The following is a 25,563-nucleotide window of genomic DNA, read 5'->3' as shown; positions in this document are numbered from 1 at the left end:
TGCGCCGATTTGAGCTCCACCCACGGCAAGCGCGCGCGGACGAACATGTTGTCCAGACCCAGGCCGCCTTCAAGCAGGCTCCTCAAGGTGCCGACCACTTCCTGAGGCGCCGGCAAAATGCTCACGTCCAGCAGCCCGTCATCGGCGAGGGCTTCCGGGCACAACGGATGACCGCCCCCGGCTTGACGACCGTTGCCGATCCCCAGCGCCAGCAGCTCGCCTTTCCAGTGGAAGTCCGGACCGTTCAGCTCGCCGTACGCCGCCTTCAACTCACTGAAGCGTGTCAGCCCGGTGAACAGATAGGCTGCACCGCCGAGGATCTTTTTCAGGTCTTCGGACGTGTTGGCGGTGACCTGGCTGCCAAATCCGCCCGTGGCCATGTTCAGGAACAGTTGTCCGCCGACCGCGCCCATGTCCACGGCGCGCGCCGGTACGTCCAACAGGTCGAGGGCCTGATCGGGTTCCAGCGGCACACCGGCCGAGCGGGCAAAATCGTTGGCGGTGCCCAGGGGCATGATCACCAGGCTGGCGTCGCTGTCAGACAGCGCCAGCGCCTCGGCCACGTCGCGCAGCGTGCCGTCGCCGCCACCGGCGATGATCTGGCGATGACCGGCAGCGAGCGCTTCATGCACCAGGCGCTGGGCGTCGCCCGCCTCCCAGGTCACCCGCACGTCCAACTCCCAGCCATGGTTGCGCTTGCGCTTCACCGCCTCGCGGACGTCCTCGTTGAGCGCCTGCTTGCCATGAAGAATCAGTAATGCCCTGCGCGCTGTCATATCCCTTCCTTTTGCGTGTACGAGTTGATGCGTGATGTGTTGACCGCACGCGCCGCGAAAAAAGCCCGGCAGGGGTAAAATCTTTTAAGCCGCCGACCTTTCTGAAACACACATCCATCGGTTCGATAAATGACCCCGTCCGAAGCTTGGTGCACAGAGTGGTGGCAAAAAGCCTTGCAGCTTAGGGACTTAAGGCTGCCCAGCCGTTTTCAATGTGTCGTCGTTTCTAGCGCTAGTCCCGAAAATAGGGGACGAGAGGCGTTAATTGTTCGTTACAGCCTCTTGAAAAGCATCGTCGGAAAGCGCTTAATCGACAAATAATTGGCTAATTCAACAATCATCTCGCCAAAAGTCATTAAATTGACTATTAGCGGAAGAGCGTGTGCTTCAGCCTGGTCATTTATTCATGGATCGAAGAGGCGAAAACGAACATGCAACTGATTCCCTGCATTATTGCTGGCGGCGCCGGCACCCGGCTGTGGCCTGTTTCACGTGAGGCGATGCCCAAACCTTTCATGCGTCTTCCGGATGGCGAAAGCCTGCTGCAGAAGACCTTCAACCGCGCCAGCCATCTGGAGGGGGTCGAGAGCGTGCTCACCGTCACCAATCGGGAAGTGTATTTTCGCACCGTCGATGACTACCGCCTGCTGAACAAGAACAAGCTGGGGCTGGAGTTTTTGCTCGAGCCGTTCGGCCGTAACACGGCCCCGGCCATCGCCGCCGCGGCGCTGCACGTGCAGGCGCGCTATGGCGATGCAGCACAGCTATTGGTGCTGCCGGCCGACCAGTTGATCACTGACGGCGCTGCTTTTGAGGCGGCTGTGCAGAGCGCACGCAAGCTGGCCGACGAGGGCTGGCTGGTGACGTTCGGGCTGATTCCCTCGCGCGCCGAAACCGGCTTTGGGTACATCGAAAAAGGCCAGGCGCTCAACGGCGAGGCCTATCAAGTCGCGCGTTTCGTTGAGAAACCGGACGCCAACACCGCGCAAGACTATCTCGCGGGCGGGCTGCATTTGTGGAACGCCGGGATGTTCTGCATGCGCGTCGATGTGCTGCTGGCCGAACTGGAAACTCACGCGCCGGACGTGCTGGCCGCTGTGCGCCATTGCCTGGCGCAATGCAACGCCAAGGAAGGGCAGAACGAATTGCAGATCGAACTGGATAACGCCACGTTCGCCCTGGCGCCGGATATTTCCATCGATTACGCCCTGATGGAGCGTTCGCAAAAGGTCGCCGTGGTGCCGTGCGAGATGGGCTGGAGCGACATCGGGTCGTGGCGCGCCATTCGCGAGCTGGCACCGGCGGATGAAAACGGCAACCAGTGCAACGGCCAGGTCGTATTGCACGACGTGACCAACTGCTACATCGATTCGAAGAAGCGCCTGGTAGGTGCGGTGGGTCTGGACAACCTGATCATCATCGACACCCCGGACGCCTTGTTGATCGCTGACGCCGATCGCAGTCAGGAGGTCAAAGTCATCGCCCAGGAACTCAAGCGCCAGGGCCATCCGGCGTACCTGTTGCACAACACCGTCACACGGCCGTGGGGCACCTACACGGTGCTTGAAGAAGGCAAGCGCTTCAAGATCAAGCGCATCGTGGTCAAACCGCAGGCGTCCCTGTCGCTGCAAATGCACCACCACCGCAGCGAGCACTGGATCGTCGTCAGCGGCATGGCCCGCGTCACCAACGGCGATGACGAGTTCATGCTCGACACTAATGAATCGACGTTCATCAAACCCGGCCATACCCATCGACTGGTCAATCCGGGCGTGATCGATCTGGTGATGATTGAGGTGCAAAGCGGCGAATACCTGGGTGAAGACGACATCGTGCGTTTCACCGACGTGTACGGCCGGGTGCCGGAGGCAGCGAAGGTGTAAGCGATGCCCAAGTCCGCCGCTGAAGCTGCGCAGTCGCGTGCGCAGAACAGATGGCGTCAAAACCGGCCCCTTCCCGGCTGAAGCCGGTCCCACTGAAAAGCACCGCCTTCACCGCTGATGCAGCCGACTAATGTCTGAATCAGGCGCTGACGCTGACGAGCCCGCGACGGCTGGCGAGGGCCCACACCCGCGCCAGATCGCGGGCGCGGTCGTGCAGCAGCGTGGCGGCGTTGGCACAGGCGAATGCCAGCGTCATCGGCCCGCTGGTCACCGCGAAGGCGGCGCTGATGCCGTGGGCATACAGATCAGCGTAGCCCTCACCCAGTGTCCCGGCCAGCACAATGACCGGTACGTTTTGGCGCTGCGCAATCCGGGCGACGCCGAACGGAGTTTTGCCGCGCAGGGTCTGGGCATCGAAGCGCCCTTCGCCAGTAATCACCAGATCTGCGCCTTCCAGCGCTTCGTCCAGGCCGGTCAGGTCAGCGACTACCTCCACACCGGGACGGAACGACGCCTTGAAGTAGGCCTTGGCCGCGAACCCCATGCCGCCCGCCGCCCCGCTGCCGGGGTAGTGGCTCTCGTCCCGGCCCAGGGCCTGAGCCGAGTGTTCGGCGAATTGTTGCAGCGCCGCGTCCAGGGCCAGCACCTGCTCGGCGGACGCGCCCTTCTGCGGGCCAAAGATGTGCGAAGCGCCCTGCTCGCCGCACAGGGGATTGTTAACGTCCGCGGCGACCTCGAACTGCACGGTGTCGAGGCGCGGGTCGAGCCCGGTCAGGTCGATTCGCGCCAGTTGCGCCAACGCGAGGCCACCGGCGGCAAGGGGATGGCCGTCACGGTCGAGAAAGCGTGCGCCCAGGGCAGACAGCATGCCGGTGCCGGCATCATTGGTCGCGCTGCCGCCGATGGCCAGAATCACCCGTTCGGCACCGGCATCCAGCGCGGCCTTGATCAACTCACCGGTGCCGAACGTGCTGGTGATGGTCGCGTCGCGCTGCTCCAGCGTCAGCAGTTGCAAGCCGCTGGCCATGGCCATCTCGATGATTGCGGTGCGCGTCTGCGCCAGCCAGCCCCACTGCGCCTCAACCCGCTGCCCCGGCTGACCCGGCTGATGCAGCGGCCCGCTGACCTGATTACTCATCCATTGGCCGTCGCAGGCGGCAAGCACCGCTTCAATGGTGCCCTCCCCGCCATCCGCCATCGGGCACTCGATCAGTTGCGCATCAGGCCAGACGTCCCTCAACCCGCCGGCAATGGCGCGGGCGACGTCTTGGGCGCTCAGGCTGTCTTTGAACGAGTCAGGGGCGATGACGATTTTCATGATGCTGTCCTTGTGGGAAGTCCGATCTTGTTGTTTAGGCCTGATCTTCGCACCGTGAAGCGAATTTGCCGCCTGACATCTGCACAACGTGCGGCGCCGCGGATTGTTCATCGGAACAAAGGCCGCTGCCGGTTATCTGGGCACCAGTTGCGCACCCAGATACAGACGCAGCAGGTCTTCGGTTCGATAGGGATCGCACCCGGTCAGCTCGGTGATTTTCTCAAGCCGGTAGCGCAGGCTGTTGCGATGAATGCCCAAGGCGTCGGCGCATGCCTGGCTCTCGCCGCTGTAGTCGAACCAGGCGCGCAGGGTGCCGAGCAACAGCGTGTTGTCGTGCAGGCGTGTGATCGGCTCGGCGATGCCCTCGACCAGCCAGTTCTGGCGATGGCGCCAGAACAGCAGCGCCACGCGGTGATTCGCCAGGCGTAGCAGTCTGAGGGATGGCCGCAGATGGCGTGCGTAATCAAGCAGGTCGCGGGCGGCGGTGCAGGCGGCGCGCAAGGCGGGCAGGTCCGCTGAAGGCTCGACGGTCGCCATGCGCTGCACGGGCCAGCCCTGCTCATCCACGAGTTCGAGCAATACAGTGTCGTCGCGGTCCCTGCCCATCGCGCGGCACCAATACATCAGCCCCGGCTCGCACGGCAGGCACCAGCTGTGGGCATAGCGCCCCATCAACCATGCGCCGAGCGCGCCGGCGTAGGTCGCGCCTTCGGGCAGTTCAAGCAACACGGCCTGACGCGGCAACTGCGGCTGCAAACCCAACTGTTCCGCCTCGGCGACCAGGTGCGCAGCGCTGTCGCCGAGCAACAGCCGCGACAGCACGTCGTCGCTGCGCTCATGTCGCCACTGTTGATCGGCCTGCTGGCGTCGGTGCTCCATCAGCATCTCGGCAGTCATCTTCACCAGCTCTGCGTAGACCCGCACGTCAGCGGGCTCCCCGGTGATGCCCAGCACGCCGATCAGTTTCCCATCCAGCATCAAGGGCAGGTTCACCCCGGGCCGCACGCCGTCCAGCTGGCGCGCAGTGTGCGAATCGATTTCCACCACGCGGCTGTTGGCCAGGACCAGCTGCGCGCCCTCATGCCGCGTATTCAGACGCTCCGCCTCGCCGCTGCCGATGATGATGCCCAGGTAATCCATGACATTGACGTTGCACGGCAAAATCGCCATGGCCCGATCGACAATGTCCTGAGCGAGGGCATGGTCAAGGGCGAACATGTGGAGTGGCTACGTAGCGAAGGGAATGGGGATTCATACACATCAAGTCTTGTTTTTTGTGGTGGGGAGAGTCTGCCTGAATACAGGACCCGGCGCGATTGTCCGCTAGCATGGGATTTCAACTATAAGTAATATCCACGCCAGACTTATGAAAGTCTTATAAGGACGCATGAATACAATTGCATGGACAAGGAAAGCCGTGAAACAACTGTTGAAGCTTCACACCCTGCACCAAGCACAAATCAGGGATGCCGTCAGCAAGCTGGACTCGATGCCGGACGTTACGCACGTAAAATCCCTCGTTGGCCATAGCTACGGCTACCGTTTAAGAGTTGGCGACTATCGTGTTCTATTCGACTGGGACGGCGGGGTCAAAATTGTCAGCGTTCAGGAGGTCAGAAAACGCGATGAGCGCACCTACTCATAACATCCAGATCATCAACGGTCCCGACGGCAAGCCCGCCTTCGTTGTCATTCCCTATGAAGATTACGTCGGCGAGCACGGTGTGGACGATCTGATACCCCACGAAGTGGTCAGCCGGATGGTCGACGGCCTCACGCCGATTCGTGCGTGGCGCGAGTATCTGGATCTGACGCAAGAACATGTTGCCGCACGACTCGGTATCTCCCAACCTGCGTATGCCCAGCAGGAATCAGTCGCGCGTCCGCGCAAGCAGACCCGAGAAAGAATCGCTCAGGCATTCGGGATTCGTCCCGATCAACTGGATATTTAAACGCGCGAGAACCCAATTTGGCCCTGCACCGCCTGACGCTCCTCCTCTGCGCCCTGACCCTTCAGGCCTGTGCGTCTACCGAGCCGCCCTTGGGGCAATCGAGTTTTGCCGAGTATCGCCAGCAGACCGTCAGATGGTTGCAGGAGCACCGGACGTTTCAGACGTCCGACCATGCCGCGGAGATGGAGTGGAATGCGCCACATGAATGGCGGCCGAAGGGGCTCGTGACACGGGGTATTTTGCTGGTCCATGGCCTCGGTGACTCGCCCTGGTCCTTCAATGACGTCGGCGAGGCGCTCGCCGCGCAGGGTTTTCTGGTGCGCACGGTGTTGCTGCCGGGGCACGGCAGCAAGCCGGCGGACATGTTGACTGTGACGCTCAAGCAGTGGCAGCAAGTGGTGCGCGAACAGACGCAGATTCTTGAGCGAGAGGTGCCGACGGTTTACCTGGGCGGATTTTCGACCGGGGCGAATCTGGTGCTTGATTATGCGTACGAACATCCGGATATCGCCGGCCTGGTGCTCTTTTCCCCAGCGTTCAAACCTGAAAACACCTACGCCTGGCTGACCCAATACATCGGCTGGTTTCGCCCTTGGCTGGCGAAACCGGACGATGGCGTGCGCCCCATGCAGACGCCGGTCCGCTATCTCAACGTGCCCACCAATGGTTTCGCGCAGTTCTACCGCAGCGCGCTGCTGGCGCAGAAACACCTCGACAAAGCGGTCTACGACAAACCGGTGTTCGTTGCCATCACCGAGCACGACTCGGTGCTTGATACCGGTTACGTGCTGGACACCTTCAATGCGCGTTTCACCAACCCGCTCAGCCGACTGATCTGGTATGGCAACGACCCGGCACCCCAACAAAAGAACCTGAGAGTGCTGGTGCGCAGCGACTTCCTGCCCGAATACCGCATCGCGCAGTTCTCGCACATGGGGCTGCTGTTCTCCCCCACCGATCCGCTGTATGGCGTGAACGGCAGCCAGCCCATCTGCTGGAACGGCCAGCAATCCGCCGACATGCAGAAATGCCTGAACGGCGAGCCGATGTGGTATTCGGATTGGGGACATCGAGAACCGGGCAAAGCCTTCGCGCGGCTGACGTTCAATCCCTACTTCGATTGGCAGTCCGGAGTGATGATGGAGGTTCTGGGGCAATCACCGCCGAAACAGTAGCGGCTGACCGCATATCCATAGTGGGACCAGCTTCAGCCGGGAAGAGGCCAGCCTGAGCACCCTCGATTCTGCGGTGTGACGCCTGACGCATTCCCGGCTAAAGCCGGTCCCACATTCGAGTCCGCACCCAATCTCACTGGCTGCACGCGATGCTTTCCAGTGGGACCGGCTTCAGCCGGGAAGAGGCCAGTCTGAGCACCCTCGATTCTGCGGTGTGACGCCCGACGCATTCCCGGCTAAAGCCGGTCCCACTGTTTGACCGCACCCAATCTCACCTGGCTGCACTCGATTCACCAGTGGGACCGGCTTCAGCCGGGAAGAGGCCCGTCTGAGCACTGCACCCATCACTCCACCGGCGCCAAACGCTCTCGACTATTGCTCAGATGGGTCCACATGGCGGCGCGGGCGGCGTCGGGGTCCTGGCGGCGGATGGCGGCGAGGATGGCTTCGTGTTCCAGGTTCGCCAGGTAGGCACTGTGCGTGAGGCTTGCTCCGGCCCGCTCGCTGGTCGCGATGCGGCTGCGGGGGATGACGGCGTTGCCGAGGTTCTGCAGGATCTCCACGAAATACGGGTTGCCGGTGGCCTCGGCGATCAGCAAATGAAAGCGCCGGTCCGCTTCAACGCAGCTGTCTTCCTTGACCAGCAGGTCCTGATAATCGTCCAGCGCCGCGCGCATCGCCACCAGTTGCTCCTGGGTCCGGCGCTGCGCTGCCAGGGCGACGGCCTGGGTTTCCAGACCCATGCGCAATTCGATGATATGCCGCACGCTGAACGCGGTTTCGACTTTCAGGTGCAGCACGCTCTGCTCCGAGCGCGCCAGCACGTAGGTGCCTTTACCCTGATGGGTCTCGACCAGCCCGGACGCCTGCAGTTTTGAAATCGCCTCGCGCACGACCGTGCGGCTGACGCCGTGCTCGCGGACGATCTCGCTTTCCGAAGGCAACTTGGCACCGGGGGCAATCGTCCCCATGAGAATCCGCTGACTGAGGGCGGTCACCAGATCAGTCGCCAGGCTGTGCTGACGTCGCTTGGGCGGCAAGGGGCTGACTGTGTTCACGGGCAGTTGTCCTATAAGCGGTAAACCAGACGACAGTCACCATGACCGCCGTCCACTTGTATTTTCCTGAGGTGGTGCCTTCCAAATGCGGCGTGGTGCAAGCGCAATAAACTCATCCACGAACGGCCCTGAAGCCCCTTATTTGAACGGTGGAGAACGTTCGTCAGCCACTCGTTCAACTTGTCAGACAGGCAAGCCTAAGCCGACAAAATACTTCTCGCAACCCCCGCAATACGGTTGCCAAGGGCATCATTACTTGTATGATGACTGGGGCAACAGGGCACACACCTTGTCACACACAGCTTGCTTAATTACCCGCATAAAAATAATCAGTGGGAGTTACCAGAGTGAACACATCCTCATCACGGGCGGATGACGCCACCGATTCCGTCTTGCAGTCGGCGGTCTCGAAAGTCAAACGACACATCCTGCCGCTGTTCGTCATCATGTTCATCGTCAACTACATCGACCGGGTCAACATCGGTTTCGTGCGTAGTCACATGGAACATGACCTGGGTATCGGCGCCGCCGCTTACGGCTTCGGTGCCGGCCTGTTCTTCATCGCGTACGCGATGTTTGAAGTCCCCTCCAACATCCTCCTGCAAAAAGTCGGCGCGCGCATCTGGCTGACCCGGATCATGCTGACCTGGGGCCTGGTGGCTGCGGGCATGGCGTTCATTCAGACCGAGACCCACTTTTACATCCTGCGCTTCCTGCTGGGTGTGGCTGAAGCCGGTTTCTTCCCGGGCGTTATCTACTACTTCACCCGCTGGTTGCCTGGGGCCGAGCGTGGCAAGGCCATCGCCATCTTCCTCAGCGGCTCGGCGTTCGCGTCGCTGATCTCCGGCCCGCTCTCCGGCCTGCTGTTGCAAATCGAAGGGTTGGGCTTCCATGGCTGGCAGTGGATGTATTTCATCGAAGGCATGTTCTCGGTCGGCCTGTGCTTCTTCGTCTGGTTCTGGCTGGACTCCAAGCCCCATGATGCGAAATGGCTGACCGAGGCCGAGAAAGACGCGCTGGTCGGTGCGATCGATGCCGAGCAGCGGGCCCGCGAAGCGGCCAATCCGGCCAAGCTGTCCATCGGCAAGCTCCTGAAGGACCCGCAGATCATTCTGTTCTGCCTGATGTATTTCTTCATCCAGTTGACGATTTACGCGGCCACGTTCTGGCTACCCAGCATCATCAAGAAAATGGGCGATCTGACCGATTTCCAGGTGGGCATGTTCAATTCCATCCCCTGGTTCATCGCCATCGTCTGCATGTACGGGTTCGCTGCGCTGTCGGCGAAGTGGAAACACCAGCAGGCGTGGGTCGCGGTGGCCCTGCTGATCGCTGCGGCGGGGATGTTCATGTCGACCACGGGCGGTCCGGTGTTCGCGTTCATTGCCATCTGCTTCGCGGCGATGGGCTTCAAATCCGCATCGTCGCTGTTCTGGCCGATCCCGCAGGGCTATCTGGATGCGCGAATCGCGGCCGGCGTGATCGCATTGATCAACTCGGTGGGCAACCTGGGCGGCTTCGTTGCGCCGACCACGTTCGGCATTCTCGAACAACAGACCGGCTCGATCCAGGGCGGCCTGTACGGCCTGACTGCGACCTCGATCATCGCCGCGATTCTGGTGTTCACCGTGCGCACGACGCCTAAACCCGGCTCGCTGCCGGTCGCCAAGGCCGACGTGACGCCCAGCCATTCCTGAGCGATGTGCTCTGAACCCCGTCAAGACGGCGCGCGCGTCGCGCCAGGTATTACCAAGGATTTAGCCATGACTTCACAGACTTCCGGCAGCACCCCCGTTATCACCGAGATGCAGATCATCCCGGTGGCCGGCCATGACGACATGCTCCTCAACCTCAGCGGCGCCCACGGCCCGTACTTCACCCGCAACATCGTCATTCTCAAGGACAACGCCGGGCACACCGGCGTGGGCGAAATTCCGGGCGGCGAGAAGATCCGCCAGACCCTGGAAGACGCTCGTTCGCTGGTGGTCGGCAGCAGCATTGGCAACTACCAGAAAATCCTCAACGACGTGCGCCGTACCTTCGCCGAGCGCGATGCGGGCGGTCGCGGGCTGCAGACCTTCGACCTGCGCATCACCATCCATGCGGTCACCGGTATCGAAGCGGCGGTGCTGGATTTGCTCGGTCAGCACCTCGAAGTGCCGGTCGCTGCGTTGCTCGGCGAAGGCCAGCAGCGTGACGAAGTGAAAATGCTCGGCTACCTGTTCTACGTCGGTGACCAGAAGAAAACCAACCTGCCTTACCGCACCGAAACAGAGACGGAGAACGCCTGGTTCCGGGTTCGCCACGAAGAAGCGCTGACACCGGAAGCCGTCGTTCGTCTGGCCGAAGCGGCTTATGCGCAGTACGGGTTCGAAGACTTCAAGCTCAAGGGCGGCGTGCTCAGCGGCGATGCGGAAATCGAAGCGGTCACCGCGCTGGCCGAACGCTTCCCGAAAGCGCGCATTACCCTCGACCCCAACGGTGCCTGGTCGCTGAAAGAAGCGGTGCGTCTGTGCCGTGATCAGCACAAGGTGCTGGCCTACGCCGAAGACCCGTGTGGTGCCGAGAACGGTTATTCGGGCCGCGAAGTCATGGCTGAATTCCGCCGTGCCACCGGCCTGCGCACGGCCACCAACATGATCGCCACCGACTGGCGGGAAATGGGCCACGCCATCCAGCTGCAATCGGTGGACATCCCCCTCGCCGATCCGCACTTCTGGACGATGCAGGGTTCGGTGCGTGTGGCGCAGATGTGCAACGAATGGGGCCTGACCTGGGGCTCGCACTCCAACAACCACTTCGATATTTCCCTGGCGATGTTCACCCACGCGGCCGCCGCTGCGCCGGGCAACATCACCGCCATCGACACCCACTGGATCTGGCAGGACGGCCAGCGCCTGACCAAGGCGCCGCTGCAGATCATTGGCGGCAGCGTGCAGGTGCCGAAGAAGCCGGGTCTGGGCGTGGAGATCGACATGGATCAGGTCGCCAAAGCGCACGAACTGTACAAAGGCATGGGGCTGGGCGCCCGTGATGACAGCGTTGCGATGCAGTTCCTGGTGCCTAACTGGACCTTCAACAACAAGCAGCCGTGTCTGGTCCGCTGAGTTCACTGTTTCAAGCCGGCCAGGCCTGCTCTTGGACAGGATGGCCACAGGTCCACGTTAACTGCCAAATGGCGACCGGCGCGTAACCCCTTGCGCGCCGTTTTTCTTCATCATCCCCTGTAGCGGCCGCGTGCTACTGTTCGCGCATCTCCGTGCCGTGAAGTCCTCCATGTCCCGCCTTGCCAAGACCCACCCTCGCCTGACCATTGCCACCCTTGTGGGCGTCGCCGCCGGTATCGCCAGCGTGTTCATTGCCCCCGACATTTCAGTGATCAGCAAATGCCTGATCGGGTGGAACGTTGCCGGCTGGCTCTACATGGCGATGATCATGCGCCGCACCTTCAAATCCAGCGCCCAGGACGTACGCCGCGTCGCGGAAATCGAGGACGAGAACGCCGGCGTGGTGCTGTTCGTCGTGTGCGTGGCGGCCATCGCCAGCCTGGCGGCGATCATCCTGGAACTTGCCGGCATTCAGGAGATGAAGGATGCCGACAAGGCGATGCATTACGCCTTCACAGGCTTCACCATCATCGGCTCGTGGTTGCTCATCGGCGTCGTCTTCAGCCTGCATTACGCCCGGGTGTTCTACACCTGGGGCGGCGAGAAGCCGGCGCTGCGCTTTGCCGATGGCGAGGAGAACCCGGACTACTGGGACTTTTTGTACTTCTCCTTCACCTTGAGCGTCGCTGTGCAGACCTCCGATGTCGGCGTCGCTACCCGCGGCCTGCGCAAGGTGGTGCTGGCGCAGTCGTTGATCGGGTTTGTCTTCAACACGTCTATTCTGGGATTTTCGATCAACATCGCGGCGGGATTATTTAATTGAAAGGGTTGGCGCACGTATAGGAGCCGGCTTGCTGGCGAACCCACCCTGTCATCCGACATTTTCGCCTCTGACCTGACGCGTTCGCCAGCAAGCCGGCTCCTACAGATCGAGGCGCTTGCAGCACGGGTGCGGGGTTCCAGAGTGAACCACTCAAGCGTACTGTGAGCGCCACAAAATCAAACATCGCAGCTAAACGAGGCCTCGCTTGATGATTCAGAATTCCGGGTTAAAGATTGCCGTGCTCGACGACTGGCAATCGGTCGCCGAAAACGTGGTGGACTGGGCTGTGCTGAAGCCGATCGGCGAGGTCACTTTTCTGCATGACTACCCGGCGGATAACGAGGCCATGGTTGCCCGCCTCAAGGACTTCCAGATCATCTGCGTGATGCGCGAGCGCACGATTTTTGATGACGCCCTGCTCAGTCAACTGCCGAACCTGAAACTGCTGGTCACCGGCGGCATGCGCAACGCGGCGCTGGACCTCAAGGCCACCGCGCGGCTGGGCATCACGGTGGTCGGTACCGACAGCTACAAGTACGCGGCGCCGGAACTGACCTGGGCGCTGATCATGGGCGTCACGCGCAACCTGGTGGACGAGGCCAACTCGCTGCGCGCGGGTGGCTGGCAGATCGGCCTGGGCACCGACTTGTACGGCAAAACTCTGGGCATCGTTGGGCTGGGCAGCATCGGGCAGAAGATCGCCCGCTACGGCAAGGCCTTCGACATGAACGTGATCGCCTGGAGCGAGAACCTCACGGCGGAACGCGCGGCCGAGCATGGCGTCACGTATGTCAGCAAACAGACGCTGTTCGAGCAATCGGACGTGGTCTCGGTCAACCTGGTGCTCAGCGAGCGCAGCCGCGGGCTGGTCGACGCCGATTCGCTGAACCGGATGAAGCCGACGGCGTATCTGGTGAACACCGCGCGCGGGCCGATCGTCGACGAAGACGCGCTGATCAACGCGCTCAAGCAGAATAAAATCGCAGGCGCCGCGCTGGACGTTTACAGCGTCGAGCCGTTGCCGGCGGATCATCCGTTTCGCACGCTGCCCAACGTGCTGGCCACGCCCCATGTGGGCTACGTCACAGAGAACAACTACCGGATGTTCTTCAGCCAGATGATCGAGGATATTCAGGCTTGGCACGCCGGGGCCCCGATCCGGGTGTTTGCCTGAGCGATCCGCCCTCATGGCCCCAAGACCCACTGCATCAAGGACTCAGATGATCACTACGCCGCTTTCCCGATTGCCCGCCGACCCGCGTGCCGCGCTACTGGTGATCGACATGCAGTACGACTTCATGCCCGGCGGCGCGCTCGCCGTGGCCGAGGGCGATGCGTTGGTGCCGCTGATCAACCGCCTCGGCAAGCAGTTTCGCACGGTGATCATGGCCCAGGACTGGCACCCGGCCGGGCACGTGTCCTTCGCATCGAGCCATGTCGGGCGCGCGCCGTTTGACAGTGTCACCCTGCCCTACGGCGCGCAGACGCTGTGGCCCGATCACTGCGTCCAAGGCAGCCACGGTGCGGCGTTGCACGCCGATCTGGACATCGCTCATGCGCAGCTGGTGCTGCGCAAAGGCTGCAACGCCGGCATCGACAGCTATTCGGCGTTCGTCGAAGCCGACCGCACGACGCGCACCGGGCTGGCCGGTTACCTGACCGAGCGCGGCATCGACAGCGTGTTCGTGGTCGGCCTGGCGCTGGACTACTGCGTGGCATGGACCGCGCTGGACGCCCGGGCGGCGGGTTTCACTACGTGGGTGATCGCCGACGCCTGCAAGGCCATCGATCTGAACGGCTCGCTGGACCAGGCCTGGAGTGACATGGCAACGGCGGGCGTCAACCGGATTGACAGCGCAGATCTGACGCAATAATCAGTGTCTCTGTAGGAGCCGGCTTGCTGGCGAATGGCAGTGTGTCAGCCGCCGTCGTCGCATGTGTCGGGACGCATTCGCCAGCAAGCCGGCTTCTACAGTGCGTAAACGGCGCTATGGGCCCGCAACGTTCGACGCTGCAGCAAGCGTAAAGCGCTTCAATCCTGCCCCAAGGCGAAGCGCTTCAACCCCTCCCCCTCCATCCGGTAGCGCACCCACTCGTCCTGCGGCTCGGCGCCGATGGACTGGTAGAAGTCGATCGCCGGCTGGTTCCAGTCCAGCACGCTCCATTCCAGACGACCGCAGCCGCTGTCGTGGGCGATCCGGGCCAGATGGCGCAACAACTTCTTGCCGGCTCCGACACCACGCTGCGCGGCGGACACGTACAAATCTTCAAGGTACAGGCCCTTGCGGCCCAGCCAGGTGGAATAGCTGAGGAAGTACACGGCGAAACCAACGGGCTGGCCGTCCAGCAGGCAGATCAGCGCCTTGGCCGGCGAGTCTTCGTCGAACAGGCTGCGCTCGATGGCGGCGACGCTGGCCTTGACCTCGTGTTCGGCTTTTTCGTAGATCGCAAGCTCGGTGATGAAGCCCAGAATGATGCCGGCGTCAGCACGCGTGGCGTCGCGAATATGAAGGGTCAAAGGAGGTTCTCCCGGGTCAGTGAAAAGGCCGCCGCCATTGGCGAACGACGGGTAACGGATTGTGTCTGAACCATCAGCCCGGCGCAGCAAGCGCATGAGAATGAATCGCCGCCTACCCCTGAATACCCCCTCGAAGCACATCGACCCATCCAAAGGATCGCCATGGAACACGAACCAGACGGCAAGACCCCGGGCCTGACGCCGGAAGAAGAACGCGAGATCGACGAAAACCAGCCGCCCCGTGCCGCCGTCCTTCACGAAACGATCCGCATGCAGGGCGATCAGGAGCTGGAGCGCAACGTCGCCGCGCTGTTCTGGTCGGCCCTGGCGGCGGGGCTGACCATGGGCCTTTCATTAATGGCGATGGGTTTGTTGAACTCGCGGCTGCCCGATGGCGAAGGCTTCAAAGTCATCGCCAGCCTCGGCTATAGCGCAGGGTTTCTGGCGGTGATTCTCGCGCGCCAGCAATTGTTCACCGAAAACACCCTGACCGCCGTATTGCCGGTGATGAGCAAGCCGACGCTGAATAACTTCGGCCGGTTGTTCCGGCTGTGGACCGTGGTGCTGGTGGGTAACCTGTGCGGCACGCTGCTGGTGGCCTACGTCATGCTGCACTTGCCGATCTTCGACGCCAAGACCGACCACGCTTTCCTTGAAATCGGCCGCAAGGTGATGGGGAACGACAGCGGGCAGATGTTCGCCAAGGGCATTATCTCCGGCTGGATGATCGCCACCATGGTGTGGATGATTCCGTCCATGGAAACCGCGAAGATCGGCATCATCGTGATGATCACCTACCTGATGGCGCTGGGGGACTTCACCCACATCGTGGTCGGCTCGGCCGAAGTGTCGTATCTGGTGTTTGCCGGCGAGCTGCCGTGGAAAGACTTCTGGCTGATCTTCGCCGGCCCGACCCTGGCCGGTAACATCATCGGTGGCAGCTTCATTTTCGCGTTGATCAGCCATGCGCAGATCCGCAGCGAAGGCGAAACGCCGGACAAGAAAGGCAAGCAGAAAGCGCTGGACGAAAAGCTGAAGCAAGAGCTGCGTGAGCCCAAAGCTGAATCCGATCGCAAAGGCGTGTGAAGCACCTGTAGGAGTGACCGGGGTGGCGCTCCACCTTGCTCGCGAAGCGTCCGACCAGACAAACCATGGTCGCCTGACTGAATGCATTCGCGAGCAAGCTCGCTCCCACAGGTCCCCCCTCAGCCTCAGTCTGACCTTGTGGGAGTGAGCTTGCTCACGAAGGCGGCCCCCATCCTCGGGAGATCTCGCAGAAGTATCCACCTCTTCGTTCGGCTTCGCGGCTAGCATCAAATACGTCATCCTGCCGTTCTTAAATTATTTTTAAGAAATCCCGATGCCGTTTAAAGGCAAAATGCAGGCTTCTGTCCTCCCACGTGGTCCTGACCTGACATGACGCGAATTCTGACAATCGAAGACGACGCCGTCACCGCCAAGGAAATCGTCGCCGAACTGAGCAGCCACGGTTTGCAAGTGGACTGGGTCGACAACGGTCGCGAGGGCCTCGTGCGCGCGGTCAGTGGCGATTACGACCTGATCACCCTGGACCGCATGCTCCCGGAAGTCGACGGACTGGCCATCGTCACCACCATGCGCGCCCTGGGCATTGCCACGCCGATCCTGATGATCAGCGCGCTGTCCGATGTGGATGAACGCGTGCGCGGGTTGCGCGCCGGTGGGGACGATTACCTGTCCAAACCTTTCGCTTCCGACGAAATGGCCGCGCGGGTCGAAGTCTTGCTGCGCCGCCGCAATCCGGGGACCCAGGCGGAAACCATGCTCAAGGTCGCCGACCTCGAGCTCAACCTGATCACCCGCGAAGCCAGCCGCGCCGGACAGCCCCTGAACCTGCTGCCGACCGAATACAAGCTGCTGGAATTTCTGATGCGCAACAGCGGCCAGATCATCACCCGCATGATGATTTTCGAAGAAGTCTGGGGTTATCACTTCGACCCCGGCACCAACCTGATTGATGTGCACATCGGTCGCTTGCGCAAGAAAATCGATCCCCCTACCCTGACGCCGCTGATACGTACCGTTCGAGGCTCAGGTTATGTCATTGCCGAACCCGTCTAAGGGCTGGCGCTCCTCCAGCAGCCGGCTGCTGGCGCTGTACAGTTTCCTGTTTGTAGCCTGGAGCAGCATCCTGATGGGGGTGCTGTACTGGGAAGTCACCAGTTACCTCAACACCCTCGCCCGCCACTCGCTGATGCAGCGCCAGCAATTGTTCTCGCGTTTTCAAGGCGCGCAACTGGACGACGCGTTGCGCACCAGCGACAAATTCGACATGCGCTCGGTCGATGCCTACGGCCTGTTCGACAAAGACCTCAAGCCCATCAGCGGCCCGATCCAGAGCATCCCCGACGGCCTCAAGCTGACCGGCGCCATCCAGGAGCTGGACACCTGCATCGATTCCGATGACCCGGACCTGCCCAGCTCTGGCTGCGACGCCGTGGCGATTCATACGCTGGACGATCGCTGGCTGGTGCTGGTGCGCGACAACGGTTCGCTGTTCGCGGTGACGACGTTGATCCTGCGTGCGCTGTTGTGGGGTATTTCGCTGACGATTATCCCCGGCATTGCCGGCTGGCACTTGCTGGGACGCCGGCCACTGCAACGCATCCGCGCGATTCAGGCCAGCGCCGAAGCGATCGTCACCGGCGACCTGGCCCGACGCCTGCCGGTGTCGGACCGTCGCGACGAGCTGGACATGCTTGCTGACATCGTGAACGCCATGCTCGACCGCATCGAGCGCTTGATGAACGAGGTCAAAGGCGTCTGCGACAACATCGCTCACGACCTGCGCACCCCGCTCACCCGGCTGCGCGCCCAGCTCTACCGGATTCAGCAGCAGTCGCCGGAAGACTCGGCGCTGGGTGAGCAGATGGCCCAGGTGATCGCCGACGCCGACACCTTGATGGCGCGCTTCAGGGGGCTGCTGCGGATTTCCGAGCTGGAGGATCACCAGCGTCGCTCGGCATTCGGTCAGCTTGATCCGCAGCCGCTACTGCAAGAGCTGCACGATTTCTACCTGCCGCTGGCAGAAGAAGGCCGCGTCTCGCTGCAGCTGAAGGTCGCCGAGCACCTGCCGCCGCTGGTGGGTGATCGGGCGCTGCTGTTCGAGGCACTGTCTAACCTGCTGAGCAACTCGATCAAATTCACCCCGCCGGGCGGGCACGTACTGCTCATCGCCCGCGCCGAAGGTGACACCACCTTCATCGAGGTCCAGGACACCGGCCCCGGGATTCCTGACGCCGAGCGCGAGGCCGTCTTCAAGCGCTTCTACCGCAGCGAGAACAACAGCCCGCAAAGCGGTTTCGGCCTGGGATTGTCCATCGTGGCCGCGATCGTCAACCTGCACGGTTTCAAACTGCGCATAGGCAGCAGCCCGTCCGGCGGTGCCAGTCTGGTGCTGGAGTGCCGACGGGTGCTGGCGTTGGGGTGAAGGTTGCAAGCTGCAAGCTTCAAGCTTCAGGTCAGTCAAATACGACAAAGCCGCCTCAAGGGCGGCTTTGTCTATTGGGGCATTACATCTTCCGGGCTTGCTCGATGATCTTTTCCTGCCGCGCCCAGGCTTTCTCCATAACCTCCAGATAAACGCGTTCCTTCTCCTCGAAGGTGGCGTTGCGGACGAAGTCGGAAAGTGTCCTTTTGAGTTTTGGTAAAGGCTTGTCAGACGAATTCATTTCAGTCCCTCGCGTGTGTTTAGCATCCCTGGTAGTGACGTCGGATCGTAGTTTTCGCGGATATGATCGTCAACACACTGAACATCTTCGTGGTACATGCGAGTACCGCCGCTGTCATTTTTGAGAAGCACATCAACGGTGACCGCATGACCAAATTCGGTTTTGAGGCGGTTGACTGCATCCCTGGCGCTGAAGTACTGCCTGACGAATTCGCTTAGCGGGATGTTGCGACCCTCGACCTGTTCTCTGGCGCTGACGAATTTCCAGGCCAATGCCGGGTCCTGATACACGTAAATGATGAGCACAAATCTTCCGCGCCCAACGGACCTACGGATGTTTCGCGAAACGATATCGAAATTCGCTGACGTCCCATCCAGCAGGAACGACTGCTTTTGCTTCAGTGCCTGATCTTGAAGTTTCTCCACCAGCACTGAAACGGCATGTTGAAACAGGTAGGCATTTCCGCCTGTGTACATGGGAATCTCTGCCCTGAGAAGATCAGGGTCAATCCGTACGGTACAAGACTCGAAACTGCTTATGAATTCAAGTGATGTCTCGGTCTTTCCTGCGCCCGGCGATCCCGCCATGAAGATTGAAACGGGACAGTCATCGGGCGCATAAACCAAAGGATCCGTCAGCCTCCTCGCGATCTCCTTCCTGTTCGCCTTGGCAAACACCACAGCCTCTTCTGAAATCCGTCGATCATCCGCATCCACAGTCACCCATCCTTTTATGAAGTCACGACCATCCAGTGCCGCGCAGTATCCGCGGGCGCCTGGACGGCGCCTATCCGACGTCACAAAACGAAACAGGATGCGCTGGCGAGCATTCACAGTGCTGCATCAGGGATGCGATGTCTGGACGAACAACGGTTATTGGCAACGCCACCACTCTGTAGGAGCCGGCTTGCTGGCGAACCGGATTCAACCGTCGCCATCAACGTGACTGGCACTCCGTTTTCGCCAGCAAGCCGGCTCCTACAGTAAGCCATGCGTCGGGCATACCACCTCCGTCACTGGCACATCCGCAGGAACAAGCCCGCTCCTACCGTGGAGGGCCGGGAGATGGTGATCTCGCCACATTCCAAACAAACAGTCTTACCATCACCCAGGCATACACGTGAAGTCCACGCTATGCCCCAGCGCTTTACCTTTCGCATCTTCGAGTTTCACGCGGTATTCCTCGCCCAGGCTGGACTCCACCAGCGTGTAATGCCCGCCCGCCTGGAACTGGTTGTACTGGATACCCGTCTCGCAGTTCATCTCACCGTCGTCGCCGTTGCGCTCGACGATCAGGTTGACGTCCAGGGTGTGGGCGCCGGGTTTGACTTCGAAGAAGCGGCCGTCATTCAGGCGCTTGCCGTCCAGGTTTTCGGCCATCAGCACGTCGGCGGGCTCTTCCTGCAGGCTGATCCACGCCTCGCCCGGGTCGGCTTTGGGCATGGGACCGGCGCAGGCGGAGAGCACCGCGACGAGGCTGAACAGCGGGACCAGCATTAACGATGTGGCTTTCATGGCGCGACCTCGGCAGTTGAAAAAATCCCTGTGGTGCAGGGTGAATTTCGAAGTGCGCAGGGTGCGTCCGCTGCGGATGAACAACAAATGAATCCACCATGAAAGCCACCTGCTCGCCGGACTAACGATTTGTTCATCCGGCTGAAAGCGGCGTGTTAGGTACTTGGCCCAAGACTGCGCCCATTCGAAATGGGAGGTTTGCAGCATGCTTGGGCTGGTCAGGACTGCATTGCTAAAGCCGTACACGTTTATCGTGTTGGCGATTTTCATCTGTATTGTCGGGCCGATGGCGGCGGTGAAGACGCCCACCGATGTGTTTCCGGATATCGGCATTCCGGTGGTCGCCGTGGTCTGGCAATACGCCGGGCTGGCGCCGGACGCCATGGCCGGTCGGGTGATCTACACCTACGAGCGCTCATTGAGCACCACGGTAAACGACATCGAGCACATCGAGTCGCAATCACTGCCGGGCATGGGCATCGTCAAGATCTTCTTTCAGCCGGGCGTTGATATCCGCACCGCCAACGCGCAAGTCACGGCGGTGTCGCAGACCGTGCTGAAGCAGATGCCTGCCGGCATTACCCCGCCGCTGATCCTCAACTACAGCGCCTCCACCGTGCCGATTCTGCAGATGGCCTTTTCCAGCCCGACGCTGTCGGAGGCAAAGATTCGCGATCTGGTGCAGAACAGCGTGCGCCTGCCCCTCAGCGCCGTGCCGGGGCTGGCGATGCCGACGCCCATGGGCGGCAAGCAGCGGCAGATCACCCTGGACCTCGACCCTCAGGCGCTGGCCGCCAAAGGCCTGTCGGCACAGGACGTGGGCAACGCGCTGGCGGCGGGTAATCAGATCATTCCGGTGGGCACGGCGAAGATGGGCAGCGATGAATACACCGTGTTGCTCAACAACAGCCCGACGGCCATCGACGCGCTCAATGACCTGCCGATCAAAACCGTGGACGGCGCGCTGATCACCATCGGCCAGGTCGCCCACGTGCGCGACGGTTCGCCGCCGCAGACCAACATCGTGCGGGTCGACGGCCGCCGCGCCGTGCTGATGCCGGCGCTGAAGAACGGCAATATCTCGACCCTGTCGATTGTCGACAACATCCGCAACATGCTGCCGCTGATCAACGAAACCCTGCCGCCAGCGTTAAAGACCTCGCTGCTGGGCGACGCCTCGGTGTTCGTGAAAGCGTCCGTGGGCAGCGTTGCCCGCGAAGGCATCATCGCCGCCCTGCTGACCAGCGTGATGATCCTGCTGTTTCTCGGCAGCTGGCGCTCGACGCTGATCATCGCCGCGTCGATTCCGCTGGCCGTGCTCTCGGCCCTCGCGCTGCTCGCCGTCAGCGGTCAAACCCTGAACGTCATGACCCTCGGCGGCCTCGCCCTGGCCGTGGGGATACTGGTCGATGACGCGACCGTGACCATCGAGAACATCAACTGGCACCTGGAACAGGGCAAAGCGGTCAAGGAGGCGATCATGGACGGTGCGCGGCAGATCGTCGGCCCCGCGTTCGTCTCGCTGCTGTGCATCTGCATCGTCTTCGTGCCGATGTTCATGCTGCAAGGGATCGCCGGCTACCTGTTCCGGCCGATGGCGCTGGCGGTGATCTTCGCCATGGCCAGCTCGTTTCTGCTGTCGCGCACCCTGGTGCCGACGCTGGCGATGTTTTTGCTCAAACCCCACGCCCTGGAAAGTGGCCCGGGGAGTCACCCGCAAGACCCGTTCATCAACCACCACGAAGGCGACCGGCATGGTCGCCAACGCAACTTGATCCTGCGCGGCGCGCTGCGCTTTCAGCAGGGCTTTGAAGCACGTTTCTCGTCCATCCGGGACACTTACCACGGCCTGCTCGGCCTGGCGTTGAAGCGGCGCAGGGCTTTTCTGATCGGTTTTCTGGCCTGCGTGCTGGCCAGCTTTGCGCTGCTGCCGAGCCTGGGCGAAGACTTCTTCCCGGCCACCGACGCGGGCGCGCTGTCGATGCACGTGCGCTTGCCGCTGGGCACGCGCATCGAGGAAAGCGCGGCCGCCTTTGACCGCATCGAGCAACGCATCCGCGAGATCATCCCGGCCGGTGAACTCGACACCGTGATCGACAACATCGGCATCCCCCTGAGCGGCATCGATATGGCCTACAGCAGCAGCGGCACCATCGGGCCGCAGGATGGTGATATTCAGGTCACCCTCAAGGCGGATCACGCGCCGACGGCCGATTACATCAAGCGCCTGCGCGAAGCACTGCCGCAAAGCTTTCCCAGCAGCCAGTTCGCTTTCATGCCCGCCGACATCAGCAGCCAGATCCTCAACTTCGGCGCGCCCGCGCCCCTGGACCTGAAAATTTCAGGCCCCGATGGCGACGCCAACCGCGCCTACGCGCTGGCCTTGCAGCGCCGTTTGCAGCACGTGCCGGGCATCGCGGACCTGCGCATTCAGCAATCCACCGGGTACCCGTCGTTGCAGGTGAACGTGGATCGGCTGCGGGCCAAGCAGTTGGGTATCACCGAAAAAGACGTGACAACCAGCCTCGGCGCGTCGCTGGCCGGTACCTCGCAAGTGGCACCGACCTACTGGCTGAACCCGAAAAACGGCGTCTCGTATTCGGTGGTGGCAGCAACGCCTCAGTACCGACTCGACAGCCTGCCAAGCCTTGAAGCCCTGCCGATTACCGGCAGTGACGGCCAGTCGCAGATCCTCGGCGGCCTGGCGAGCATCACCCGTGTCGACAGCCCGGCAGTGGTCACCCACTACAACATCCAGCCGACCCTGGACCTGTTCGCCAACGTGCAGGGCCGCGACCTTGGCGGCGTGGCGGCGGACATCCAGAAGGTCATCGACGACAGTGCAGCCCTGCGCCCCAAAGGCGCGACGGTCAGCCTGCACGGCCAGATCGACGCCCTGCATGAAGCCTTCAGCGGGCTGAGCCTGGGACTGCTGGGCGCCGTGGTGTTGATCTACCTGCTCATCGTGGTCAACTTTCAGTCATGGGTTGACCCGTTCGTGATCATCACCGCCCTGCCCGCCGCCCTGGCCGGGATCGTCTGGATGCTGTTTCTCAGCGGCACGTCGTTGTCGGTCCCGGCATTGACCGGCGCGATCCTATGCATGGGCGTGGCCACCGCCAACTCGATTCTGGTGGTGAGCTTCTGCCGCGAGCGTCTGGCCGAACACGGCGACGCCCTGCTCGCGGCGCTGGAAGCGGGTTATACGCGCTTTCGGCCGGTGTGCATGACCGCGCTGGCGATGATCATCGGCATGCTGCCGTTGGCGATTTCCCAGGAACAAAACGCGCCGCTGGGGCGTGCGGTGATTGGCGGGCTGATACTCGCCACCGCCGCGACGCTGCTGTTCGTGCCGGTCGTGTTCAGCCTCGTGCACCGCCACGCTCAACCCCGGCCTGCGGCCCCCCACGCGATTGCCCTTGATGGAGAAACACCCCATGTCGTCTGAACGCGCCCCTTCGCGCAAACGCCTGATGTTAATCGGCATTGGCGGCCTGACCCTGGCGGCGCTGCTGGTCGCCAACGGTCTGGCCGCGCGCACTCGCCAGGCACATGCCGTCGGCGCCTGGACCGAACGCCAGGCAGTGCCCATCGTCAACGTCGTCGCGCCGTCCCGCAACGCTGAGGGCAATAGCTTGCGTCTGCCGGCGCGGCTCGACGCCTGGAGCAACGCCGCCATCAACGCCCGGGTCAGCGGTTATCTGAAAGACTGGGACGCCGACATTGGCAGCCCGGTGCAAGCGGGTCAGGTGCTGGCCCACATCGAAAGCCCGGAGCTGGATCAGCAACTGGCGCAAAGCCGTGCGCGTCTGGCCCAGCAACGCGCCAGCGCGAGAATCGCCCAGACCACGGCGGCGCGCTGGCAGCACCTGCTGAGTACCCATTCGGTGTCGCAGCAGGAGGTCGATGAAAAAGCCTCGGCCGCGATTGCCGCCAACGCTGACGTGCAAGCGGCAGAGGCCGATTGCCAGCGGATGGCGGCGCTGGAGGACTACAAGACGATCCGGGCGCCGTTCAGCGGCACGGTCACGGCGCGCAATACCGATATCGGCCAGTTGATCAAAGCCGACGATGGCGGCGTACGCCCGCTGTTCAGTATCGCCGACACCCATCGCTTGCGGCTGTATGTGCCGGTCCCGCAGAACTACGCCAGCGTGATCCGCCCCGGCATGCATGTGCAACTGAGCGTGCCCGAACATCCGGGGCGGACCTGGACGGCCACGTTACTGGGGGATTCCACAGCGGTCGATCCGCGTTCCGGCACGCTGCTGGCGCAGTTCATCGCCGACAACCCGGACGGCGCGCTGATGCCCGGCGACTACGCCGACGCCACGCTGCCGGTGAGCAACGATGGCGCTGGCCTGAGCATTCCGGCCAGCGCGCTGATCTTCCGCGCCAAAGGCACGCAGGTCGCCACCCTCGACAACGCAGGCCATGTGCACCTGCGTGACATCCACATCGCCATGGATCTGGGCGATCGGCTGGTCATCGATCAGGGCCTAAAACCGGCCGACGAGGTCGTCGATAACCCGCCCGACGCCCTGCGCGAGAACGATGCCGTACAGGTGGCGGACGCCGGAGGTGAGCATGCGCACAAGGTTTGAAGCGCTGGCACTGGCCATTGCCGTGACGCTGCAAGGCTGTTCACTGGCCCCGGTTTATCAGACGCCCGCGGTGCCACTGCCCGAGCATTTCGCCGAAGACGCCGGCCCCTGGCACCCCGCGCAGCCGGCCGATGCGTTGCCAACAGACTGGTGGCAATCGTTCGCCGACCCGCAACTGGATGACCTGCAGCAACAACTGCTCAAGGCCAACCCGGACCTGACCGCTGCGCTGGCGCATTACGACGCCGCGCTGGCTTACGCCGGCCAACTGCATGCAGGGCTGATGCCCCAGGTTGACGCCAGCCTCAGCCCGGTTCGCCAGCGGCAATCGGATCGCAGGCCCCTGCGCGGTGGCACGCAACCCTCGATCTACAGCAGCGACACCGCCGGTTTCAGCCTGAACTTCGACCCTGACGTATGGGGCAAGATCCGCAATCAGGTGGCGGCCGGCGACGCCCAGGCGCAAGCGAGTGCCGACGATCTGGCGGTCGCGCGCCTGAGTCTTCAGCACCAGTTGGCGACGCTCTACGTGCAAGTGCGAGGGCTGGACGCGCAAAGCCAGATCCTGCAAACCTCGCTGGACGATTACACCCAGGCCCTGCAACTCACCCAGGATCGTTACGAAGGCAAGATCGCCTCGGCACTGGACCTGACCCGTGCGCAAAGCCAGCTCGCCGAAGCTCACGCGCAGCTCGATGACGTAAACGCCCAGCGCGACCTCGGCGAACACGCCATCGCCGAACTGGTGGGCACGATGCCGGGCGACGTTCACCTGCGACCGAACCCGCAGGCGTTGAAACTGCCCGATGTCCCGCACACTTTGCCCGGCAGCCTGTTGCAGCAACGCCCCGATGTCACGGCTGCGGAACGTCGGGTGTTTGCCGCCAACGCCAACATTGGCGTGGCCAAGGCGGCGTGGTACCCGGACTTCAGCCTGACCGGCCTGCTGGGCGGGCAAACCGAGGGCAGCGGTAATCTGCTGGCTGCGGCCAATCGTTACTGGGCGCTGGGGCCGCTGATCAATCTGCCGGTGTTCGACGGCGGCCGCCGCAGCGCGAACGAACGTCAGGCCCACGCCGAGTTCGAAGAAGCCGCCGCGCACTACCACAGCCAGGTGCTCAAGGC

Annotated in this window: 23 protein-coding genes; 15 read left to right on the top strand and 8 right to left on the bottom strand. The window is 62.3% G+C overall.

Translation table 11 applies throughout. From position 1 onward, the window contains the following. Positions 1 to 776, bottom strand: a 776-nt coding sequence (gene yegS, locus VF672_RS01350; RefSeq protein WP_331100603.1) for a lipid kinase YegS, incomplete at its 3' end; no start/stop codon positions are given. A gap of 431 nt (positions 777 to 1,207) precedes the next feature. Here yegS and VF672_RS01345 point away from each other — a divergent pair. Further along, positions 1,208 to 2,659 (top strand): mannose-1-phosphate guanylyltransferase/mannose-6-phosphate isomerase, encoded by a 1,452-nt coding sequence (locus VF672_RS01345; RefSeq protein ID WP_331100601.1) that lies wholly within the window; start codon positions 1,208 to 1,210, stop codon positions 2,657 to 2,659. Between the two features lie 139 nt (positions 2,660 to 2,798). Here VF672_RS01345 and VF672_RS01340 read toward each other — a convergent pair whose 3' ends face one another. Together VF672_RS01340 and VF672_RS01335 are read right to left on the bottom strand one after the other, a co-directional pair. Continuing rightward, a complete protein-coding gene (locus VF672_RS01340; RefSeq protein ID WP_331100599.1) occupies positions 2,799 to 3,977 on the bottom strand; it encodes a glycerate kinase in 1,179 nt (392 codons plus the stop codon). Positions 3,978 to 4,109: 132 nt separating this feature from the next. Then, the gene (locus VF672_RS01335; protein WP_331100597.1) at positions 4,110 to 5,195 is read right to left on the bottom strand and encodes a sugar diacid recognition domain-containing protein; all 1,086 of its coding nucleotides are present in this window, start codon (positions 5,193 to 5,195) and stop codon (positions 4,110 to 4,112) included. 169 nt (positions 5,196 to 5,364) lie between these two features. Between VF672_RS01335 and VF672_RS01330 the strand changes: the two genes are divergently transcribed. Genes VF672_RS01330 through VF672_RS01320 form a run of 3 tightly spaced genes read left to right on the top strand, consistent with a single transcriptional unit; the run spans position 5,365 to position 7,104 of the window. Then, positions 5,365 to 5,622, top strand: coding sequence for a type II toxin-antitoxin system RelE/ParE family toxin (locus VF672_RS01330; protein WP_331100595.1), 258 nt, complete (start codon positions 5,365 to 5,367; stop codon positions 5,620 to 5,622). Further along, positions 5,603 to 5,929, top strand: a complete 327-nt coding sequence (locus tag VF672_RS01325; RefSeq protein ID WP_331100593.1) for a helix-turn-helix transcriptional regulator — start codon at positions 5,603 to 5,605, stop codon at positions 5,927 to 5,929. The genes VF672_RS01330 and VF672_RS01325 overlap by 20 nt, the downstream gene beginning before the upstream one ends. Before the next feature lie 17 nt (positions 5,930 to 5,946). Continuing rightward, positions 5,947 to 7,104, top strand: a complete 1,158-nt coding sequence (locus tag VF672_RS01320) for an alpha/beta fold hydrolase (protein ID WP_331100591.1) — start codon at positions 5,947 to 5,949, stop codon at positions 7,102 to 7,104. A gap of 344 nt (positions 7,105 to 7,448) precedes the next feature. Here VF672_RS01320 and VF672_RS01315 read toward each other — a convergent pair whose 3' ends face one another. After that, entirely contained in the window at positions 7,449 to 8,162 is a 714-nt protein-coding gene (locus VF672_RS01315) for a FadR/GntR family transcriptional regulator (RefSeq protein WP_331100590.1), read from the bottom strand. 347 nt (positions 8,163 to 8,509) lie between these two features. Between VF672_RS01315 and VF672_RS01310 the strand changes: the two genes are divergently transcribed. From VF672_RS01310 to pncA, 5 genes are all read left to right on the top strand, one after another. After that, a complete protein-coding gene (locus VF672_RS01310; RefSeq protein WP_331100588.1) occupies positions 8,510 to 9,859 on the top strand; it encodes an MFS transporter in 1,350 nt (449 codons plus the stop codon). A 66-nt stretch (positions 9,860 to 9,925) separates the two neighbouring features. Next, on the top strand, positions 9,926 to 11,269 hold the full coding sequence (gudD, locus tag VF672_RS01305; RefSeq protein ID WP_331100586.1) for a glucarate dehydratase: 1,344 nt from the start codon (positions 9,926 to 9,928) through the stop codon (positions 11,267 to 11,269). Between the two features lie 169 nt (positions 11,270 to 11,438). Then, positions 11,439 to 12,092 (top strand): DUF1345 domain-containing protein, encoded by a 654-nt coding sequence (locus VF672_RS01300; RefSeq protein ID WP_331100584.1) that lies wholly within the window; start codon positions 11,439 to 11,441, stop codon positions 12,090 to 12,092. Between the two features lie 208 nt (positions 12,093 to 12,300). Next, a complete protein-coding gene (locus VF672_RS01295) occupies positions 12,301 to 13,266 on the top strand; it encodes a D-2-hydroxyacid dehydrogenase family protein (protein WP_331100582.1) in 966 nt (321 codons plus the stop codon). 46 nt (positions 13,267 to 13,312) lie between these two features. Then, a complete protein-coding gene (gene pncA / locus VF672_RS01290; RefSeq protein WP_331100581.1) occupies positions 13,313 to 13,966 on the top strand; it encodes a bifunctional nicotinamidase/pyrazinamidase in 654 nt (217 codons plus the stop codon). Positions 13,967 to 14,124: 158 nt separating this feature from the next. Here the strand turns inward: pncA and VF672_RS01285 are convergent, their stop codons facing one another. Beyond that, a complete protein-coding gene (locus VF672_RS01285; RefSeq protein WP_331100579.1) occupies positions 14,125 to 14,610 on the bottom strand; it encodes a GNAT family N-acetyltransferase in 486 nt (161 codons plus the stop codon). 162 nt (positions 14,611 to 14,772) lie between these two features. Between VF672_RS01285 and VF672_RS01280 the strand changes: the two genes are divergently transcribed. From VF672_RS01280 to VF672_RS01270, 3 genes are all read left to right on the top strand, one after another. Next, positions 14,773 to 15,696: a formate/nitrite transporter family protein gene (locus tag VF672_RS01280; RefSeq protein ID WP_331100577.1), complete on the top strand. Its 924-nt coding sequence runs from the start codon at positions 14,773 to 14,775 to the stop codon at positions 15,694 to 15,696. A gap of 330 nt (positions 15,697 to 16,026) precedes the next feature. Beyond that, entirely contained in the window at positions 16,027 to 16,710 is a 684-nt protein-coding gene (locus VF672_RS01275; RefSeq protein WP_331100575.1) for a response regulator transcription factor, read from the top strand. After that, positions 16,688 to 18,079: a HAMP domain-containing sensor histidine kinase gene (locus VF672_RS01270; RefSeq protein ID WP_331100573.1), complete on the top strand. Its 1,392-nt coding sequence runs from the start codon at positions 16,688 to 16,690 to the stop codon at positions 18,077 to 18,079. The genes VF672_RS01275 and VF672_RS01270 overlap by 23 nt, the downstream gene beginning before the upstream one ends. Positions 18,080 to 18,161: 82 nt before the next feature. On the opposite strand, the gene VF672_RS01265 is transcribed toward VF672_RS01270, so the two are convergent. The 3 genes from VF672_RS01265 to VF672_RS01255 form a co-directional block, all read right to left on the bottom strand. Further along, the gene (locus VF672_RS01265) at positions 18,162 to 18,320 is read right to left on the bottom strand and encodes a hypothetical protein (RefSeq protein WP_166650578.1); all 159 of its coding nucleotides are present in this window, start codon (positions 18,318 to 18,320) and stop codon (positions 18,162 to 18,164) included. Continuing rightward, positions 18,317 to 19,036, bottom strand: coding sequence for a zeta toxin family protein (locus tag VF672_RS01260; RefSeq protein WP_331100568.1), 720 nt, complete (start codon positions 19,034 to 19,036; stop codon positions 18,317 to 18,319). The genes VF672_RS01265 and VF672_RS01260 overlap by 4 nt, the downstream gene beginning before the upstream one ends. A gap of 387 nt (positions 19,037 to 19,423) precedes the next feature. Next, positions 19,424 to 19,834 carry a hypothetical protein gene (locus VF672_RS01255; RefSeq protein WP_331100566.1) on the bottom strand — a complete coding sequence of 137 codons (411 nt, stop codon included), beginning with the start codon at positions 19,832 to 19,834 and terminating at the stop codon, positions 19,424 to 19,426. Between the two features lie 205 nt (positions 19,835 to 20,039). On the opposite strand from VF672_RS01255, the gene VF672_RS01250 reads away from it, so the two are divergent. The 3 genes from VF672_RS01250 to VF672_RS01240 form a co-directional block, all read left to right on the top strand. Beyond that, positions 20,040 to 23,282 carry an efflux RND transporter permease subunit gene (locus VF672_RS01250; RefSeq protein WP_331100565.1) on the top strand — a complete coding sequence of 1,081 codons (3,243 nt, stop codon included), beginning with the start codon at positions 20,040 to 20,042 and terminating at the stop codon, positions 23,280 to 23,282. After that, on the top strand, positions 23,272 to 24,438 hold the full coding sequence (locus VF672_RS01245) for an efflux RND transporter periplasmic adaptor subunit (RefSeq protein ID WP_331100564.1): 1,167 nt from the start codon (positions 23,272 to 23,274) through the stop codon (positions 24,436 to 24,438). Before VF672_RS01250 ends, VF672_RS01245 begins: the two co-directional genes overlap by 11 nt. Then, positions 24,422 to 25,563 (top strand): efflux transporter outer membrane subunit (locus VF672_RS01240; protein ID WP_331100563.1); only part of this gene is annotated, 1,142 nt, incomplete at its 3' end. The genes VF672_RS01245 and VF672_RS01240, both read left to right, overlap by 17 nt.

It is taken from the genome of Pseudomonas sp. (assembly GCF_036387035.1).
In the GTDB taxonomy this organism is placed as follows: domain Bacteria; phylum Pseudomonadota; class Gammaproteobacteria; order Pseudomonadales; family Pseudomonadaceae; genus Aquipseudomonas.
Note: the sequence above shows the minus strand (reverse complement) of the source record. Positions and strands in the feature narration are given on the sequence as shown.

Bases quoted from the DNA above. Each gene is read 5' to 3' on its own strand.
- VF672_RS01345 (WP_331100601.1), top strand. From the start codon at position 1,208: ATGCAACTGATTCCCTGCATTATTGCTGGCGGCGCCGGCACCCGGCTG.
- VF672_RS01340 (WP_331100599.1), bottom strand. From the start codon at position 3,977: ATGAAAATCGTCATCGCCCCTGACTCGTTCAAAGACAGCCTGAGCGCC.
- VF672_RS01335 (WP_331100597.1), bottom strand. From the start codon at position 5,195: ATGTTCGCCCTTGACCATGCCCTCGCTCAGGACATTGTCGATCGGGCC.
- VF672_RS01330 (WP_331100595.1), top strand. From the start codon at position 5,365: ATGAATACAATTGCATGGACAAGGAAAGCCGTGAAACAACTGTTGAAG.
- VF672_RS01325 (WP_331100593.1), top strand. From the start codon at position 5,603: ATGAGCGCACCTACTCATAACATCCAGATCATCAACGGTCCCGACGGC.
- gudD (WP_331100586.1), top strand. From the start codon at position 9,926: ATGACTTCACAGACTTCCGGCAGCACCCCCGTTATCACCGAGATGCAG.
- VF672_RS01300 (WP_331100584.1), top strand. From the start codon at position 11,439: ATGTCCCGCCTTGCCAAGACCCACCCTCGCCTGACCATTGCCACCCTT.
- VF672_RS01295 (WP_331100582.1), top strand. From the start codon at position 12,301: ATGATTCAGAATTCCGGGTTAAAGATTGCCGTGCTCGACGACTGGCAA.
- pncA (WP_331100581.1), top strand. From the start codon at position 13,313: ATGATCACTACGCCGCTTTCCCGATTGCCCGCCGACCCGCGTGCCGCG.
- VF672_RS01280 (WP_331100577.1), top strand. From the start codon at position 14,773: ATGGAACACGAACCAGACGGCAAGACCCCGGGCCTGACGCCGGAAGAA.
- VF672_RS01275 (WP_331100575.1), top strand. From the start codon at position 16,027: ATGACGCGAATTCTGACAATCGAAGACGACGCCGTCACCGCCAAGGAA.
- VF672_RS01270 (WP_331100573.1), top strand. From the start codon at position 16,688: ATGTCATTGCCGAACCCGTCTAAGGGCTGGCGCTCCTCCAGCAGCCGG.
- VF672_RS01265 (WP_166650578.1), bottom strand. From the start codon at position 18,320: ATGAATTCGTCTGACAAGCCTTTACCAAAACTCAAAAGGACACTTTCC.
- VF672_RS01255 (WP_331100566.1), bottom strand. From the start codon at position 19,834: ATGAAAGCCACATCGTTAATGCTGGTCCCGCTGTTCAGCCTCGTCGCG.
- VF672_RS01250 (WP_331100565.1), top strand. From the start codon at position 20,040: ATGCTTGGGCTGGTCAGGACTGCATTGCTAAAGCCGTACACGTTTATC.
- VF672_RS01245 (WP_331100564.1), top strand. From the start codon at position 23,272: ATGTCGTCTGAACGCGCCCCTTCGCGCAAACGCCTGATGTTAATCGGC.